Genomic DNA, 15,966 nt, shown 5'->3' on the forward strand with positions numbered 1-15,966 from the left:
GTGTGGGCGCGTGCACGTCGCCCACCCCCGCGATCTTGCGTTTTCTGCTGCGACAAAAGGTGCATTTGCGCGCAGATCAACGACAGAAAGTGCAAGATCGGCGCGAGGGCCGGGCCGGGCCGGGGGCAGCGTGGGGGCGCGCGGGTTAGGGGAGGCCTCGGCGTAGGAGGCGGGTGGGAAGGACCGTTGTTGACGGGGGGCTGTCGTCGCCGGCGATGCGTTGGAACAGGCGCTCGGTGGCTACCCGGGCCAGTTCGCGGGTGTCGTACGCGACGACGGTCAGCGGGCGGGGCATCAGGTGGGCCAGTTCGAAATCGTCGAAGCCGACAAGCGCCGCGTCGCTGCCCCGGCGGTGCAACTCCTGCAACGCGCCGACGGTGAGCCGGTTGTTGCCACAGAAGAAGGCGGTGGGCGGGTTCGGGGAGTCGAGCAGCGCGCCGACCGCCCGTCCGGCGTCCTCGGGGGCGATCAGGCGGTCGCGTACCAGTGACTCGTCGGGCTCGATCCCGGCGTCGGCCAGGGCCGATCGGGCGCCGGCCAGCCGCTCGCGCATGGTGGGCACGCTGGGCGCACCGAGCAGCAGACCAATGCGCCGGTGCCCCTCGTCGAGCAGCGCCCCGACGCCGGCCCGGCCGCCGCCGGAGTTGTCCAGCAGCACCGTGTCGGCGAGCAGCCCCTGCGGTGGCCGGTCCAGGAAGACCACCGGCATGCCCAGCTCGACCTCACGCCGCAGGAACGAGTGGTCCGGGCCGGCCGGCACGACCAGCAGCCCGTCGACCCGGCGCTGGGTGAAGTCCTGCAGGACGGCGCGTTCGCGCTCCGGGTCCTCCTCCGAGGAGGCGGTGATCAGCATCGTGCCGTGCGCGGCGGCGATCTCGGCCGCCACGCTCGCGATCGTGGCGTAGAACGGGTTGGCGATCTCCTCGATGAGCAGCCCGACCGTGGCGTTGAGCTGCCGGGAGCGCAGGTTGCGCGCGATGTCGTTGCGGCGGAAACCCAGCTCGGCGATGGCGGCCAGCACCCGGCCGAGCAGTTCCTGACCCACCGGCTCGTCGTTGACCACCCGGGACACCGTCTTCAGGCTTACTCCGGCGTGTCGGGCGACGTCGACCATGGTCGGACGTCGGCGCGCGGCGGGCCTGGTCGGGGTCTGGGTCACGGGGTGGACCTCCACGGCGGGCGCGGTCAGCGATCAAGGGCGGCGAGCGTGTCGACCGCCTTTCGGGCGGCGATCAGCACCGGATCCCAGACCGGCGCGTACGGCGGAGCGTAGCCCAGGTCCAGTGCGGTCATGTCGTCCACGGTCATGCCATTCCACAACGCGACGGCCAGCGTGTCGATTCGCTTGGCCGCCTCGGACCAGCCGACGATCTGCGCGCCCAGCAGCCGGCCGCTGGGGCGCTCGGCGATCAGCTTGACCGTCATCGGTCGGGCGCCGGGGTAGTAGCCGGCCCGGTTGGTCGATTCGGCGATCACCGAGACGAAGTCGAAGCCGGCCTCCGTGGCGTCCCGCTCCCGCAGGCCCGTCCGGCCGACCTCCAGCTCGCAGACCTTGGTCACCGCCGTGCCGATCACACCGGTGAAGGTGGCGTACCCGCCACCGATGTTGATGCCGGCCACCCGGCCCTGCTTGTTGGCGTGGGTGCCCAGCGGGATGTACACCGGCATGCCGCTGACCCGGTGCAGGGTCTCCACGCAGTCGCCGGCCGCCCAGACACCGGTGAACCCGGGGACCCGCATCCGCCGGTCCACCCGGACCGCGCCGGTCGGCCCGAGCGGCAGCCCGGCGGCCTCCGCGAGGCCGACGTTGGGGCGTACGCCGAGACCCAGGACCACGACGTCGGTCGGGATCGGCCCCTCGACGGTGACCACGGCGGACACCCGGCCGTCCCGCTGGTCGAGGCCGGTCACCGACAGGCCGCTGCGGATGGTGATGCCGAGGCCGCGCATGGCCTCGGCGACGAGTTCGGCCATGTCGGCGTCCACCGTCGACATCGGTTGCGACGCCTGCTCGACGAGCGTGACGGACAGCCCTCGCTGCATCATCGCCTCGGCCATCTCCACGCCGATGTAGCCGCCGCCCACCACCACCGCCCGGCGGGGCTTCGGCTCGGCATCCAGCCAGTCGCGCAGCGCCGCGCCGTCGTCGAGGGTCTGCATGCCGAACACGCCCGCCACGTCCACCTGCGCCCAGGGGGGCCGGGTCGGTGTCGCGCCGGTCGCGTACATCAGGTCGTCGAAGCGTTCCCGGATCTCGCCGCCGTGGTCCAGGTCCCGGGCGACCACCTCGCGCCGCTCCAGGTCGATGGCGGTCACCTCGTGGCGCATCCGCACGTCGATGTCGAACTTGTCGCGGAACACCTCGGGGGTACGGGCGATCAGATGCTCCGGACCGGGCACCAGCCCACTGATCCAGTACGGGATACCGCAGGCCGAGTAGGAGGTGAAGTGACCCCGCTCGAAGACCACGATCTCCAGGTCGTCCCGGTCGCGGCGGCGACGTGCCTGGGACGCCGCCGACATGCCGGCGGCGTCCCCACCGATGACGATCAGTCGTTGCGCCACAGGATCATCCTGTCACGCGGGCGCGCTCAGCCGCGGGTCTGTCGCGCCACGTCCTGCACGACGTCGACGAGCCGTCCGGTACGGGCGTACACGGCCCGCTGCCGGGCCGCGCCGGTGCCGTGTCGGCGCAGCCCACCCAGCAGGTCGGACACCTCGGCCCAGTCGCCGTGCCGCTCCAGCGCCGGCCGTAGCCGTTCCACGAACCGGTCCAGCAGCTCCCATGCGGGCCGCACCTCGCCCGTGGTGACGTCCACCCCGTCGCCCTCCAGGCCGTCGTGCGCGGCCCGCCAGTGCGCGCCGACCAGCAGGTGGTGGTCGGTCCGCAGCGCCGGCCGGCCGGCTGCGACGTCGTCCATGGCGGTGGCCACCAGAGCCCGGACCAACGCGGCGACCAGCACCGCGTCGTCGACCGTCGGGCAGACGTCGCCGATCCGCAGCTCCACGGTCGGGTACTTGGCCGACAGCCGGGCGTACCAGTAGAGCATCCCCTCGTCCAGCATCACCCCGCTGGAGATCAACTGACGGATCAGCCGCTGGTAGTGCTCGTGCGACTCCAACCAGGGCGTCGGCGCGACCGACGGCCAGCGCTCCCACTCCACCGACCGCCAGCTCGCGTAGCCGGTGTCCTCGCCCCCGGCGAACGGCGAGTTGGTGGTGACGGCGTGCAGCGTCGGCAGCCAGGGCCGGACGTGGTTGAGCACCTGCACGCCGGTCTCCGGGTCGGGGACGCCCACGTGCACGTGCATGCCGTTGTTGCCCGGGCCGGGTACGAGCAGCCGGAACCGTTCGATCATCCGGTCGAAGCGGGGCTTGTCCACGACCGGCGGCACCGGGCCGTCCACCGGGCCGGTGCCGATGGCCAGCAGCCGCACGCCGGCCCGCTCGGCCGCGTCGGCAAGGGCCTTACGGAGTACGCCGAGAGAGTGCCGGATCGACGACAGCTCCAGCCCGGGCGGCGAGCCGATCTCGATCTGGCTGGTCTGGAACTCGCGCTCCACCTGACCGCGCAGTTCCGCCGGGACCTGCTCCAGCACGAGGTCGACGGCGGGTACCGCGGTGCCGGTGTGCGGGTCGACGAGCAGGAACTCCTCCTCGACACCAACGGTGAGCACATCGGTCCCCGCGGTCGTCCCGTCGGGTGCCTCCGCCACCTGCCCCGTCATCGCGCACCACCGTCCGTTTCTGCCGCTCGCGGTCCGTCCGCGCCGGTCGGACGTGTGGTTACCCACGGTGGTAACGCCCGGAAACGTGGTGACGGCACGCCGTCCCCGCGTGTCGGCCCCGGGCCGTCAGCGATCCGGCCGGGAGACGTGACACCGGGTCCTATGCTGAGCCCGTGCCGGTGCTGCTGGGATTCCTCTGGGCCACGTGGATGTCCGCGTTCGCCCAGCTCGGCCTGCTCGCCGACCGTCCGGCCGACCTGCTGGCCGGGGCCGCGCTGACCGCCCTGGTCCTGGTCGCCGCGCTGCTCGCCGCGCATCCGCTCGGCGCGGCACGCGCGCCCGGGATCGCCCGACGTTGGGCCGGGCTGCGCGCCCGGGCCCGGGGCCGCCGCACACCCCGCCAGATCGATCCGGACGCCGCCGGACGACCCCGCCCCCGCGCACCCGGACGCCCCCTCGCCGCGTAGCGACCCGTCGCCACGCGGCCGATCCCACCGTCATCGGTCCTTCGTGCCGTCCACGACGGCGCAAGGACCCACCGGAATCGGACCGAGGGGTTTCCCATGCTCGCCTTCGCACCACTGCACACCGTCGTCGGCGTCGCCGGCACCGCGTTGTCCTGGCTCACCGACCTGCTCGAACCGCTGGCCGGCGGCGCGGCGACCGTCGCCGCCATCGTGCTGCTCACCGTCGCCGTCCGGCTGCTGATCACACCGTTGACCGTCGCGCAGGTCCGCGGCGAGCGGCGCCGCGCGGCGCTCGCCCCGCAGGTCCGCGAGCTACAGCAGCGGTACGCCGACGACCCGGCGACCCTCCAGCGCGAGGTGTTCGCGCTGTACCGCTCGGCCGGCGCGAACCCGGTCGCCGGCTGCCTGCCGCTGCTGATCCAGGCGCCGTTCCTGCTGGTCCTGTACCGACTGTTCGCCACCGACGAGGGCGGTACCGGACTGCTCGACGAGCGGCTGGCCGGCGTACCGCTGGGTCACCACCTCGGCGACGGGCTGGCCGGCGCGGCCGGACCGCTCTTCGCCGGTCTGCTGGTCCTGCTGCTGGCGCTGGCCTGGTGGTCCTCGCGGCGGGCGCGGCGCGCGTCGGCGGCGGTCGGCACGGTGGCCGGTACGCCCACCGAGGGGCCGGGCGCGGCCACACTCGCTCGGCTGCTGCCCCTGCTGCCGTTCACGACCGTGCTGGTGGCGCTGGTGCTGCCGCTCGCCGCCGTGATCTACCTGGTGACGACGACGGCGTGGTCGGCGCTGGAGCAGGTGGTGCTGCGCCGCCCACAGGCGGCGCCGGCACCCGCCGCAGGCCAACAGGTGCCCTGATCACGGCGCGGACGCGGATCAGCGACCGGCGGTCACCGACCGCCGGTCGTCGCGTTGCCGGCGGCGGCGGATCTTGCGGGCCACCCAACTGACCACCATGACGACGAAGACCGCGCCGATGGCGTAGTTGAACCAGTCGCTGTACCGCTCGACGTTCTGCCACCGGCTGCCCAGCGCGTAACCGGCCCCGACGATCAGTGCGTTCCACACGCCGCTGCCGATCGTGGTGAGCAGGACGAACTCGCCGAGCGGCATCCGGTTGGCCCCGGCCGGAACGGAGACCAGGCTGCGGACCACCGGCACCACCCGACCGATCAGCACCGCCCAGCGGCCGTGTCGCTCGAACCAGCGGTCGGCCTTCTCCAGGTCGTCGCGGTCCACCAGCGGGATGCGGTCCAGCCAGCGCTTGAGTCGGTCCTCGCCGAGCGCCGCGCCGAGCCAGTAGAGCACCAGCGCGCCGACCAGCGAGCCGACCGTCGCGGCCACCACGACGAGGACGACGTTGAACTGGCCCTCGTGGGCCAGGAAGCCGGCCATGGCCAGCACGATCTCGCTGGGGATCGGCGGGACGATGCTCTCCAGTGCGACCAGCAGGGCCACGCCGACCGGACCCATCGCCTCGATGACGGACGCCACCCACCCGGTCAGGCCGGTGAACTCGGAGGGGTCACCGGTCTGGGCGTACGCCATTGGTCATCCTTCCGGAGCGGCCGACGAGGGGATCGGACTGTCATACCCAATGATCGGCGCGGCACACCTGCCAGTGAGTCACCCCACGACGGTTCAGCCCTCCGGGTGCAGCGCGGTGTCCGCCGGGCCCTGCCGCCAGGCGGTGAACACCACGGTGAGGCCGGCGCGCGTGGGCGCGCAGCAGAACGGGCCGGCCGTCGCCTCGGCCGTCGGGTCCAGCGGGGCGAGGCGGACCAGCCGCCAGGGCGCGTCGGCCACCCGCGCCCGTACGGTCAGCGCGTCACCGGCCCGACTGACTCGCACGGTGACCTCCTGGCCCGCCCACCCCTGCACCGGGGCCACCGACCAGTCGGAGAACTCCCGGGTGACCACCGCGCCGAGCTGCGACTCGCCGTCGCTCACCTCGACGCCCGCCTTGACCCACGTCCGCTCGTCCACCCGGACCAGCGCCCCGGCCTGGTCGAACTGTGCGGCGAAGTCGAGGACGAAGCTCACCTCCATGGCCGCGCCGACGGGCAGCGGCGCCAGCAGCGCCGGCCCGTTGTCGTGGACGAAGCCGTAGCTGGTCCGCCGCCAGAAGTCGGTCTCCGCCCCGGCCTCGACGATCAGCTCACCGGCGGCGCCCCGCTCGGCGCGTACCGGCGGGTGCAACCACTCGCCCCGGGACCAGTCCAACTCATCGCTCGGTGGTACGAGGTCGATGTCCATGCCGGGCAGGGTACCGACCGCCGTCCGGCAGGTTTGCCGTGGAGATCAACTGGAGAGTTTTTCGCGGCATGGGTGACCGTTGGTATTCCGAAGCCGTCGTCTACTGCCTCGACATCGACACGTACGCCGACTCCGACGGCGACGGTGTCGGCGACATCCGTGGTCTGATCGGGCGGCTGGACTACCTGGCCCGGCTGGGCGTGACCTGCCTGTGGCTGCACCCGATCCACCCGTCACCCAACCGCGACGACGGGTACGACGTCACCGACTTCTACAACGTGGACCCCCGCTTCGGCACCCTCGGGGACTTCGCCGAACTGCTGCACCAGGCACAGAACCGGGGCATCCGCGTGATCATCGACCTGGTGGTCAACCACACCTCCGACGAGCACCCCTGGTTCCAGTCCGCCCGTTCGTCGCCGGACTCGCCGTACCGGGACTGGTACGTCTGGTCCGACACCGAGCCGGACGACCGCCACCAGGGCATGGTGTTCCCCGGTGAGCAGAAGGAGACGTGGAGCTACGACCGCACCGCCAAGGCGTGGTTCTACCACCGCTTCTACAAGTTCCAACCGGATCTCAACTTCGCCAACCCGGAGGTCCGGGCCGAGGTCAAGAAGATCATGTCGTTCTGGCTCCAGCTCGGGGTCTCCGGCTTCCGGATGGACGCGGTGCCGTTCATCATCGAGCTGACCGAGCCGGGCAACCCGGACTCCCCGAAGGACTTCGAGTTCCTCACCGAGATGCGCCAGCACGTGCAGTGGCGGCGCGGTGACGCCGTCCTGCTCGCCGAGGCCAACGTCGAACCGGACCAGCTCCCGACGTTCTTCGGCGACGCCAGCGGCTCCGGCAACCGGATCCACATGCTCTTCGACTTCATGCTCAACGGCCGGCTCATGCTCGCTCTCGCCCGGCAGGACCCGGAGTCGCTGATCGAGGCGCTGCGGGACACCCCGAAGCTGCCCGTCGGCGGGCAGTGGGCCACCTTCCTGCGCAACCACGACGAGATCGACCTGTCCCGGCTGACCACCGAACAACGCAACCAGGTGTACGCCGAGTTCGGCCCGGACGAGAACATGCGCATCTATGACCGGGGCATCCGGCGCCGGCTCGCCCCGATGCTCGGCAACGACCGGCGGCGCCTCGAGCTGGCGTACGCGTTGCAGTTCTCCCTGCGCGGCACCCCGGTGCTGCGGTACGGCGAGGAGATCGGGATGGGCGAGGACCTGTCGCTGCCCGGTCGGGAGGCGATCCGTACCCCGATGCAGTGGTCGTACCAGCCGAACGCCGGCTTCTCCACGGCGGATGCGGAGAAGCTGGTCCGCCCGGTGATCGACAAGGGCGAGTTCGGTTACCAGAACGTCAACGTCACCGCCCAGCGCGGCGACCCGAAGTCGCTGCTGGCGTGGTTCGAGCGCATGATCCGTACCCTGCGGGAGGCCCCCGAGATCGGCTCCGGCTCCACCACGCACATCGACGTGGCGATGCCGCCGGGGGTGCTGGCGCACCGGGCCGACGGGCCGACCGGCACGATGGTCTTCCTGCACAACCTGGGCACCGACGACGTCGAGGTGGACCTGAGCAGCCTCGAACCCGAGGCCGACCTGCCGATCGACGTGCTCACCGACCGTGGCTACGGCGAACTGGGCAAGCTCGGCGCGGTGAAGGTCTCCGGGCACGGATACCGGTGGATTCGCCTATGCCGGGGGCGGGGGTTCTGACGCTAAGCTCCTCCGATCACCCCAAAGTTACCCGGAGGTAATCATGTCGGAGGAGCACCGCGTCGCCATCGTCACCGGAGCCGCACGCGGTATCGGTGCCGCCACCGCCCGGCGGCTGGCCGCCGACGGGATGGCCGTCGCCGTGGTCGACATCGACGAGGCGGCCACCAAGGAGACGGTGGACGCCATCGCCGGCGCGGGTGGTCGGGCGCTCGGCGTCGGCGCCGACGTCTCCGACCGTGACCAGGTCGAGGCCGCCGTCGAGCGGGTCGCCGCCGAACTGGGCGCGCCCACCGTGCTGGTCAACAACGCCGGCGTGCTCCGGGACAACCTGCTGTTCAAGATGACGAACGCCGACTGGGACACCGTCATGGGCGTACACCTGCGGGGCGCGTTCCTGTTCAGCCAGGCCGCCCAGAAGCACATGGTGGAGCGCAAGTGGGGGCGGATCGTCAACCTCTCCAGCACCTCGGCGCTGGGTAACCGGGGCCAGGCGAACTACGCCGCCGCCAAGGCGGGCCTGCAGGGCTTCACCAAGACGCTCGCCATCGAACTGGGGCCGTTCGGGGTGACCGTCAACGCCGTCGCGCCCGGCTTCATCGTGACCGACATGACGGCGGCCACCGCCGCCCGCATGAAGGTCGACTTCGAGGACCTCCAGAAGCACGCCGCCGCCGAGATTCCGGTACGCCGCCCGGGACGCCCGGAGGACGTCGCCCACACCATCTCGTTCCTGGCGAGTGAGGGCGCCGGCTTCGTCTCCGGCCAGGTCATCTACGTCGCCGGTGGCCCACGGGCCTGAGCGCGGTCGCCCTCGTACCGCGGCCCGGTCGGCTCAGGCCGGGTCGCGGCGGGTGCGCCAGAGCCAGAACAGGCCCAGCACCGGCAGGACGAGCGGGATGTAGCCGTACCCGCTACCGAACTGCGACCACACCGTCTCGTCGGGGAAGAGCGCCTTGTCGGCCAGGCTCAGGATGCCGACCACGACGACCCCGACCAACTCCACCGAACAGCACGCCAGCGCCACCCGCCGGCCGGTGTGCCCGGCCCGGGCCAGACCCACCGCGGCCACGATGTAGATGAGCGCGGCCAGGGCGGAGAGCAGGTACGCCACCGGCGCCTCGTCGAACTTGGTGGCGATCTGCAGGCCCGCCCGGCTGGTCGCCGCGATGGCGAAGAGCAGGTAGACCGCGATCAACAGCCGGCCGGGGCCGGAGTTCGTGCGTTGTTGGGCTGGTCGTGTCTCAACCACCGAGCACCTCCCAGGTCTGCTGCAACCGCACCACCACGACCGGCGTCACCAGGCAGACCGCGCAGACGATCGCCGACCCCCACCGGGTCGGTTCCATCCGGGCCAGCACCCAGGCCAGCGGCGGCAGGCAGACCAGCGTGACCAGGTAGCCGAAGAACGCGCCGGGCTCGCCCGGCCGGTCGCCGCCGCCGACCGCCACCAGGGCCAGCACACCCAGAGCGAGCAACCCCAACTCGAGTACGGCCAGACCGGCGAACTGCACCCGGTCCGGCGGCCGGTGGCGTACCGCCGCGACCAACGCCCACACGGCGACGAGCAACGACAGCACGATCGACACCGTCGCGAGGAGCCCGTCCACCGGCGAGCCGGCCGCCGCGCTGGTCATCGGCCCCACCCGGTCGTCGCCTCGGTCACCGGCACAGCCTACTAACCGTCGTAGTAACCACCGCACGCTGCCCGGCCGACGCGCCCGCCGGGTCCGGTCGCGCGGCCGGGGCGCGCGGGCGGCGCGTGCGGGCGGCCGGCTGCCCGAGGGGTGCGCAGGCACTGTCGAGCTGCCCCGGAAATGGGGCAGGCAATCACGGAGCCTGCGTCAGCAGTGGGGCGTTGCGTCGGGTGTCTTGGGGTGCGTCGGGCGTCTTGGGGTGTCGGGCGTCTTGGGGTGCGTCGGGCGTCTCGGGGTGTCGGGCGTCTTGGGGTTGCGTCGGGCGTCTCGCGGTGTCGGGCGTCTCGCGGTGTCGGGCGTCTCGCGGTGTCGGGCGTCTCGGGGTTGCGACGGGCGTCTCGGGGTGCGTCGGGGCAGGGCGCCGGGTGCCGGGTATCGGAAGTCGGACGGGGCGTCGGAGGTCGGGTAGTGCGCCCCGGATCTGGGGCAGCTCGACAGGCACCGGTCAGACCACGGTCACCCCTGGCTGGCGCAGTACGCAAGCTGCTCCGGTTGGCGACCCGCCGCCGACGGACGTGCTGGGGCGACTAGCGTGGATCACGTCCGTGGGGTTGCCACGGTGGGGGGAAACAGCGGAGGTACACGTGCTGCGGTTCGGCTTGTTCGGCACCGGTCACTGGGCGATCGAGACGCACGGGAAGGCGCTGCACGCACACCCGGATGCGGAACTGGTCGGGGTGTGGGGGCGTAACCCGGAGCGGGCCTCCGCGCTGGCCGAGCGGTACGGGGTGCCCGCCTACGCCGACGTCGACGCCCTCATCGAGCAGTGCGAGGCCGTAGCCGTCGCGTTGCCGCCGGACGTCCAGGCCGACATCGCGGTCCGGGCCGCCACCGCCGGCCGGCACCTGCTGCTGGACAAGCCGCTCGCGCTCAGCGTGGACGACGCCGACCGGGTGGTCGCCGCCGTCGAGGCGTCGGGAGTCGCCTCCGTGGTGTTCTTCACCCAGCGGTTCCAGCCGAACGTCACCGCGTTCCTCGCGTCGACCGCCGCCGCGGGTGGCTGGCAGCACGGCCGCACCACGGCGTTCGCATCGATCTTCCAGGAGGGCAGCCCGTACGGCGGTTCGCTGTGGCGTCGTGAGCACGGCGCGCTCTGGGACATCGCCCCGCACGCGCTCTCGATCCTCCTGCCGGTGCTGGGGCGGGTGACCCAGGTGGCCGCGATGGACGGCCCGAGCGGGATGGTGCACCTGCTGCTCACCCACGAGGGTGGCGCGACCAGCAGCGCCTCGCTCTCCCTGGACGCGCCGACCGAGGCGATGGCCCGGGAGTTCGTGTTCTACGGCGAGAACGGCATCGAGACCGTGCCGCACGGCGAGTACGACGCCGCGACGGCGTTCGGTGTGGCGATCGACCAACTCCTCGAGCAGGTCCGGACCGGCGACCGCGACCACCGCTGCGACGTCCGCTTCGGGGCCGAGGTCGTCACGATCATCGCCGCCGCCGAATCGGCCCGCCACGAAAACCGCACCATCCCCCTCCCATAACCCCCCCCCGCCGCTTCCCCCTCCCCGCCCACCTTCCGCCCCCGCTTCCCCCGGTTGATCATGAAGTTATTGCCATCGATGCCGGCGTGTCATGGCAATAACTTCATGATCAACCGGGGATGGGCGGGTGAGGGGGATGGGTGGGAGGGGGGCGACAGGGGTGGGGTGGTTAGGTGGGGGTTGTCAGGGCCTCGGTCAGTTCTTCGGGGGTTTCGAACTGTTCGGGTTGTAGTGTCTGGAGCAGGTGCAGTGTGGCCGTGCTGGCACCGTTCTCCTGTGCCCAGCGGATGAGGTCCTCGCGGGAGACCGGGTAGTCGAGCCCGGCCAGGTACTCCTGCAACTGCACGCCTGACACGGTCATGTCGGTTGGCTACCCGGTGGTGTCAGGCGTACACGCGGACGGCGTGTCGGTGGGCGACGCGCCGACGGTTTGTCGGCGCGACCGCCGGGTAGCCGCTGCCATGCTGGTTCAGCGGCTCGGCGCACCGAGCGACTTCGACCCGTTGCTGGAGCGCGTCCGGGACGCCCGGGTGGTGATGATCGGCGAGTCCACGCACGGCAGTTACGACTACTACCGGCTGCGCGAGCAGTTGACCCGTCGGCTGATCACGGAGTGCGGCTTCTCGTTCGTGGCCGTCGAGGGCGACTGGCCGGACTGCGACCGGGTGCACCGCTCGGTCACCGCCGCCCCCGGTGGGGTCCTCGATCCGCAGACGGCGTTGGAAGGCTTCGAGCGGTGGCCGACCTGGATGTGGGCGAACGCCGAGGTGGCCCGCTTCTGCCGGTGGCTGCGGGCGTGGAACCTGGAACGGCCGGAGGGCGAGCGGGCCGGCTTCCACGGGCTCGACGTCTACAGCCTCTGGGAGTCGATGCAGGCGATCTTCGACTACCTGGGGGAGGAGGACCCGACCTCGCTGGAGGCGGCGCAGGACGCGTACCGGTGCTTCGAGCCGTACGGCAAGCGGGTCGAGGAGTACGGCGCGGCCAGCCGGTTCGTCTCCGCCCGGTGCGAGGAGGAGGTCATCCGGCTGTTGGCGCGTACCCGGGAACAGGCCATGTCGGACGGCCCGGACCGCTTCTCGGCCTGGCAGAACGCGGAGGTCGTGGCCGGCGCGGAGCGCTACTACCGGGCGATGGTGGCCGGCGGTCCGGACTCGTGGAACATCCGGGACACCCACATGCAGGACACCTTGGACCGGCTGCTGCACCGCTACGGCCCGGACGCCCGAGGGATCGTCTGGGCGCACAACACGCACGTGGGGGACGCGCGGGCCACCGACATGGCCGCCGACGGGATGGTCAACATTGGTCAGTTGGCCCGCGAGCGGCACGGCGACGACGCGGTGGCGCTGATCGGGTTCGGCACCTACCGGGGCACGGTGATCGCGGCGCCCCGTTGGGGTTCGCCGTCGGAGGCGATGGTGGTGCCGCCGGCGCGGGAGGGCTCGGTGGAGCGGCGGTTGCACGAGTTGATGCCCGAACGGGCGGTGCTCGTCTTCGGCGGCGACGACCAACCGGGCTGGGTCACCGAGCCGGCGGACCACCGGGCGATCGGGGTGGTGTACGACCCGTCCTTCGAGTCCTGGGGCAATTACGTGCCGACCCGCCTGGGCGCCCGTTACGACGCGCTGATCTGGTGCGACGAGACGACGGCCCTGCACCCGCTGGCCGTCCCGGCCGTCCCCGGCGAGATGGAGACCTACCCGGCCGGCGTGTGACCGGGCCGGCGCGCGCGGATCATGGAGTTGTGGTGCCGGACGAAGCGCCCGGGTCGGGGCGCGACGGGCACCACAACTCCATGATCGACGAGGCGGGGGCCTAGACCCGCGCGGGCTCCTGGGTCGTCAGGTGGTCGCGGAGGCCCTCGCCCTCGATGTCGACGTTCGGCAGGGCGCGGGACAGCCAGCGGGGCAGCCACCAGGCGCGGTCACCGAGCAGGGACATCACGGCCGGGACGATGGTCATGCGGACCACGAAGGCGTCGATCGCCACGCCGATGGCGAGCGCGAAGCCCATCGACTTGATCACCGGGTCCTCGAGGAACACGAAGCCCCCGAACACCGACATCATGATCAGTGCGGCGGCGGTGACCACCCGGGCGCCGTGCCCCATGCCGCTGATCGTGGCGTCCCGGGCCGACTCGCCGTGCACGAAGTCCTCCCGCATCCGGGACACCAGGAACACCTCGTAGTCCATGGCGAGCCCGAACAGGATGCCGATGAGCAGGATCGGCAGGAAGCTGATCAGCGGGCCGGGCGTGTCCAGACCGACCAGGTCGGCGAGGTGCCCCTGCTGGAACACCGCCACCGTGATGCCGAACGTGGCGGCGACGGTGAGCAGGAAGCCCAGCGCGGCCTTGACCGGCACCAGCAGCGAGCGGAACACCAGCATCAGCAGCAGGACCGACAGCCCGACGACCAGCAGCAGGTAGACCGGTAGCGCGTCGGAGAGCTTCTCGGACACGTCGATGCCGATCGCCGTGACACCGGTGAGCAGCACGTCCGCGCCGCGGATGTCGCCCACCGAGTCGCGGATGTCGTGCACCAGCGTCTCGGTGGCCTCGTCGGTCGGGCCGGTCTTGGGCACCACGCCGAGCAGCGCCGTCCGGCCGTCCGGGCTGAGCTGCGGGGGCGCGACCGCGAGGACGTTCTCGGTACGTTGCAGCAGCGCGGTGACCTGCGGTACGGCGGCCGAGGTCGCCTGCGCGTCATCGCCCGCGACGACCACCGCGAGCCGGCCGGTGAAGCCCGGGCCGAAGCCCTCGACGGTCAGGTCGTTCGCCACCCGGGCGGGAGAGCCGACGGCGGCCGTCGCCGCGCCCGGCAGCGCCAGCCGCATGTCCGGCGTGGGCAGCGCGAGCAGCCCCAGGCCGAGCAGCCCGACCAGGATCACGGGTACCCGGAAGCGGGTGACGAACCGGGCCCAGCGGAAGCCGAACGCCGACCGGTCCTCGAGCGGGGCGGGCCGGTCGACGTCCGCGTCGGTGCCCGACGTGCCGTCGGTGGCGGGCGTCCGCAGCCGGCGGGGAAGCACCCGGCGACCGGCGAAGCCGAGCAGCGCCGGCTGGAGCGTGATGGCGACGAGGACGGCCACGGTGACGGTGCCGGCGGCGGCGAGACCCATCACGGTGAGGAACGGGATGTCCACCACGGCCAGCCCGGCGAGCGCGATGACGACGGTGGCGCCCGCGAAGACCACGGCGGAGCCGGCGGTGCCCACGGCCCGGCCGACCGCCTCGTCCGGCGGCAGGCCGTCGAGCAGGTTCTGCCGGTGCCGGGAGGTGATGAACAGCGAGTAGTCGATGCCCACGGCGAGGCCGAGCATCAGCGCGAGGATCGGCGCCGTGCTGGTCAACTCGATGACGCCACTCAGCGCGAACAGGCCGGCCATGCCGACGCCCACGCCGATCAGCGCGTTGAGCATGGTCATCCCGGCGGCCACCAGCGAGCCGAACGTGATGATCAGGACGATCGCGGCGACCAGCACGCCGAGTGCCTCGGTCGAGCCGACCTCCGGCTCGCCGCCCAGCACCTCTCCGCCCGGGGCGACCTGCCAGCCCTTCGCCCTGGCCGCCGCGCCGACCTCCTCGTACGCGGTCTTCTGCGCGTCGGTCACCTCGTCCGCCCCGGTGGCGAACTGGACCTGGACCAGGGCGTACCGGCCGTTGGGCGAGACGGCGCCGACCTGGAGTGGGTTGACCGCGCCGACCACGCCGGGCAGGGTCCCGGCCTGCTGGACCAGCTCCTGCACCACGGCCTGGCCCTCCGGGGTGGCCAGTTGGCCGTCGCCGGGCGCCTTGAGCGTGATCGTGCCGGTGGCGCCGCTGGCCGCGGGGAACTGCTCGGCGAGCAGGTCGAGCGCCCGCTGGCTCTCGGTGCCGGGCATGGTGAAGTTGCTCGCCGTCGGGCCGCGCAGGGTCGCCGCGGCCAGGCCGGCACCGACGAGTACGACGAGCCAGAGCGCGACGACGAGCCGTCGCCGGCGCAACGCGCCCCGGCCGAGCCGGTAGAGCAGGGTGGCCATCAGGAGTCCTTGTCCTCGGTCGTGGGTGGTTGGGGCAGGGGTGACCCGACGGGTTCGACGGCCCGTCGGGCGAGGGTGAGCAGGGCGGGCCGCAGCTCGTCGTCGGGGACGTCGACGAACTCGGCGCACGCCTCGGAGATGCCGGCCAACAGCACCAGCGCGGCAATCCGGGCGCTGGGCCGGTCGGAGTGGCCGGCCAACGCGTCGCGCAGCCGTTCGGAGATCTGCTGGATGTGGGCGAAGGCCGGCTGGCAGAGCAGCTCCGGGAACTCGCCGCGCAGGACGGCGATCTCCCGCCGGAACCGGACCGCGAGGTCGACGAAGCCGACCGCGGCGGCCTCCTGGGCGGCCGCGCCGGTCAGGCCGCTGAGCTGGTCGTCGAGGTCGGTCAGCACCGTGATGGCCGGCGCCATCAGCTCGGCCAACAGCGCTTCCTTGTTGGCGAAGTGGTAGAGCACGGTGGCCTTGGAGCAGCCGACCTCGCGGGCGATGTCCTGCAACGAGGTGCCCCGGTAACCGGTCACCGCGAACCGTCGCGCCGCCGCGGCGAGGATCTCACCGTGCGTCTCGGACACCGCTCTGGCCATCAC

At 72.2% G+C, this 15,966-nt stretch carries 16 protein-coding genes; 6 read left to right on the forward strand and 10 right to left on the reverse strand.

Going from position 1 to position 15,966, the window contains the following annotated elements; translation table 11 throughout:
* Nucleotides 1–145: 145 nt before the first annotated feature.
* The 3 genes from AC3EN4_RS13685 to AC3EN4_RS13695 form a co-directional block, all read right to left on the reverse strand.
* Nucleotides 146–1,114, reverse strand: a complete 969-nt coding sequence (locus AC3EN4_RS13685) for a LacI family DNA-binding transcriptional regulator (RefSeq protein ID WP_422740812.1) — start codon at nucleotides 1,112–1,114, stop codon at nucleotides 146–148.
* Between the two features lie 71 nt (nucleotides 1,115–1,185).
* Nucleotides 1,186–2,565 (reverse strand): FAD-dependent oxidoreductase, encoded by a 1,380-nt coding sequence (locus tag AC3EN4_RS13690; protein ID WP_422736695.1) that lies wholly within the window; start codon nucleotides 2,563–2,565, stop codon nucleotides 1,186–1,188.
* A gap of 26 nt (nucleotides 2,566–2,591) precedes the next feature.
* Entirely contained in the window at nucleotides 2,592–3,728 is a 1,137-nt protein-coding gene (locus AC3EN4_RS13695; protein ID WP_435206261.1) for a carboxylate-amine ligase, read from the reverse strand.
* Nucleotides 3,729–3,901: 173 nt separating this feature from the next.
* Here AC3EN4_RS13695 and AC3EN4_RS13700 point away from each other — a divergent pair, with 173 nt between their 5' ends.
* Nucleotides 3,902–4,195, forward strand: a complete 294-nt coding sequence (locus AC3EN4_RS13700; RefSeq protein ID WP_435206262.1) for a DUF6412 domain-containing protein — start codon at nucleotides 3,902–3,904, stop codon at nucleotides 4,193–4,195.
* A gap of 96 nt (nucleotides 4,196–4,291) precedes the next feature.
* A complete protein-coding gene (locus tag AC3EN4_RS13705) occupies nucleotides 4,292–5,050 on the forward strand; it encodes a YidC/Oxa1 family membrane protein insertase (RefSeq protein ID WP_435206263.1) in 759 nt (252 codons plus the stop codon).
* Nucleotides 5,051–5,068: 18 nt separating this feature from the next.
* On the opposite strand, the gene AC3EN4_RS13710 is transcribed toward AC3EN4_RS13705, so the two are convergent.
* Both AC3EN4_RS13710 and AC3EN4_RS13715 read right to left on the reverse strand, forming a co-directional pair.
* Nucleotides 5,069–5,740 carry a DedA family protein gene (locus AC3EN4_RS13710; protein WP_435206264.1) on the reverse strand — a complete coding sequence of 224 codons (672 nt, stop codon included), beginning with the start codon at nucleotides 5,738–5,740 and terminating at the stop codon, nucleotides 5,069–5,071.
* Nucleotides 5,741–5,833: 93 nt separating this feature from the next.
* Nucleotides 5,834–6,448 (reverse strand): DUF1349 domain-containing protein, encoded by a 615-nt coding sequence (locus AC3EN4_RS13715; protein WP_435206265.1) that lies wholly within the window; start codon nucleotides 6,446–6,448, stop codon nucleotides 5,834–5,836.
* A 68-nt stretch (nucleotides 6,449–6,516) separates the two neighbouring features.
* On the opposite strand from AC3EN4_RS13715, the gene AC3EN4_RS13720 reads away from it, so the two are divergent.
* Complete coding sequence (locus tag AC3EN4_RS13720; protein WP_435206266.1) at nucleotides 6,517–8,169, forward strand: alpha-amylase family protein; 1,653 nt, start codon at nucleotides 6,517–6,519, stop codon at nucleotides 8,167–8,169.
* A gap of 43 nt (nucleotides 8,170–8,212) precedes the next feature.
* Nucleotides 8,213–8,971, forward strand: coding sequence for a 3-oxoacyl-ACP reductase FabG (gene fabG / locus AC3EN4_RS13725; protein WP_435206267.1), 759 nt, complete (start codon nucleotides 8,213–8,215; stop codon nucleotides 8,969–8,971).
* Between the two features lie 33 nt (nucleotides 8,972–9,004).
* Here the strand turns inward: fabG and AC3EN4_RS13730 are convergent, their stop codons facing one another.
* Both AC3EN4_RS13730 and AC3EN4_RS13735 read right to left on the reverse strand, forming a co-directional pair.
* The gene (locus AC3EN4_RS13730) at nucleotides 9,005–9,421 is read right to left on the reverse strand and encodes a hypothetical protein (RefSeq protein ID WP_435206268.1); all 417 of its coding nucleotides are present in this window, start codon (nucleotides 9,419–9,421) and stop codon (nucleotides 9,005–9,007) included.
* Nucleotides 9,414–9,806, reverse strand: coding sequence for a hypothetical protein (locus tag AC3EN4_RS13735; RefSeq protein WP_435206269.1), 393 nt, complete (start codon nucleotides 9,804–9,806; stop codon nucleotides 9,414–9,416). The genes AC3EN4_RS13730 and AC3EN4_RS13735 overlap by 8 nt, the downstream gene beginning before the upstream one ends.
* A gap of 644 nt (nucleotides 9,807–10,450) precedes the next feature.
* Between AC3EN4_RS13735 and AC3EN4_RS13740 the strand changes: the two genes are divergently transcribed.
* On the forward strand, nucleotides 10,451–11,353 hold the full coding sequence (locus AC3EN4_RS13740; RefSeq protein ID WP_435206270.1) for a Gfo/Idh/MocA family protein: 903 nt from the start codon (nucleotides 10,451–10,453) through the stop codon (nucleotides 11,351–11,353).
* Between the two features lie 169 nt (nucleotides 11,354–11,522).
* Here AC3EN4_RS13740 and AC3EN4_RS13745 read toward each other — a convergent pair whose 3' ends face one another.
* A complete protein-coding gene (locus AC3EN4_RS13745) occupies nucleotides 11,523–11,714 on the reverse strand; it encodes a DUF2795 domain-containing protein (RefSeq protein ID WP_435206271.1) in 192 nt (63 codons plus the stop codon).
* A 100-nt stretch (nucleotides 11,715–11,814) separates the two neighbouring features.
* On the opposite strand from AC3EN4_RS13745, the gene AC3EN4_RS13750 reads away from it, so the two are divergent.
* Nucleotides 11,815–13,071, forward strand: coding sequence for an erythromycin esterase family protein (locus AC3EN4_RS13750; protein WP_435206272.1), 1,257 nt, complete (start codon nucleotides 11,815–11,817; stop codon nucleotides 13,069–13,071).
* A 100-nt stretch (nucleotides 13,072–13,171) separates the two neighbouring features.
* Here AC3EN4_RS13750 and AC3EN4_RS13755 read toward each other — a convergent pair whose 3' ends face one another.
* Both AC3EN4_RS13755 and AC3EN4_RS13760 read right to left on the reverse strand, forming a co-directional pair.
* On the reverse strand, nucleotides 13,172–15,376 hold the full coding sequence (locus AC3EN4_RS13755) for an MMPL family transporter (RefSeq protein WP_435206273.1): 2,205 nt from the start codon (nucleotides 15,374–15,376) through the stop codon (nucleotides 13,172–13,174).
* On the reverse strand, nucleotides 15,376–15,963 hold the full coding sequence (locus AC3EN4_RS13760) for a TetR/AcrR family transcriptional regulator (RefSeq protein WP_422736681.1): 588 nt from the start codon (nucleotides 15,961–15,963) through the stop codon (nucleotides 15,376–15,378). The genes AC3EN4_RS13755 and AC3EN4_RS13760 overlap by 1 nt, the downstream gene beginning before the upstream one ends.
* Nucleotides 15,964–15,966 lie beyond the last annotated feature (3 nt).

It is taken from the genome of Micromonospora sp. bgisy143 (assembly GCF_057708145.1).

Excerpts from the sequence above, each read along its gene's own strand:
- AC3EN4_RS13685 (WP_422740812.1), bottom strand. The coding sequence starts at position 1,114 with ATGGTCGACGTCGCCCGACACGCCGGAGTAAGCCTGAAGACGGTGTCC.
- AC3EN4_RS13695 (WP_435206261.1), bottom strand. The coding sequence starts at position 3,728 with ATGACGGGGCAGGTGGCGGAGGCACCCGACGGGACGACCGCGGGGACC.
- AC3EN4_RS13705 (WP_435206263.1), top strand. The coding sequence starts at position 4,292 with ATGCTCGCCTTCGCACCACTGCACACCGTCGTCGGCGTCGCCGGCACC.
- AC3EN4_RS13710 (WP_435206264.1), bottom strand. The coding sequence starts at position 5,740 with ATGGCGTACGCCCAGACCGGTGACCCCTCCGAGTTCACCGGCCTGACC.
- AC3EN4_RS13715 (WP_435206265.1), bottom strand. The coding sequence starts at position 6,448 with ATGGACATCGACCTCGTACCACCGAGCGATGAGTTGGACTGGTCCCGG.
- AC3EN4_RS13720 (WP_435206266.1), top strand. The coding sequence starts at position 6,517 with ATGGGTGACCGTTGGTATTCCGAAGCCGTCGTCTACTGCCTCGACATC.
- fabG (WP_435206267.1), top strand. The coding sequence starts at position 8,213 with ATGTCGGAGGAGCACCGCGTCGCCATCGTCACCGGAGCCGCACGCGGT.
- AC3EN4_RS13735 (WP_435206269.1), bottom strand. The coding sequence starts at position 9,806 with ATGACCAGCGCGGCGGCCGGCTCGCCGGTGGACGGGCTCCTCGCGACG.
- AC3EN4_RS13745 (WP_435206271.1), bottom strand. The coding sequence starts at position 11,714 with ATGACCGTGTCAGGCGTGCAGTTGCAGGAGTACCTGGCCGGGCTCGAC.
- AC3EN4_RS13750 (WP_435206272.1), top strand. The coding sequence starts at position 11,815 with ATGCTGGTTCAGCGGCTCGGCGCACCGAGCGACTTCGACCCGTTGCTG.
- AC3EN4_RS13755 (WP_435206273.1), bottom strand. The coding sequence starts at position 15,376 with ATGGCCACCCTGCTCTACCGGCTCGGCCGGGGCGCGTTGCGCCGGCGA.
- AC3EN4_RS13760 (WP_422736681.1), bottom strand. The coding sequence starts at position 15,963 with ATGGCCAGAGCGGTGTCCGAGACGCACGGTGAGATCCTCGCCGCGGCG.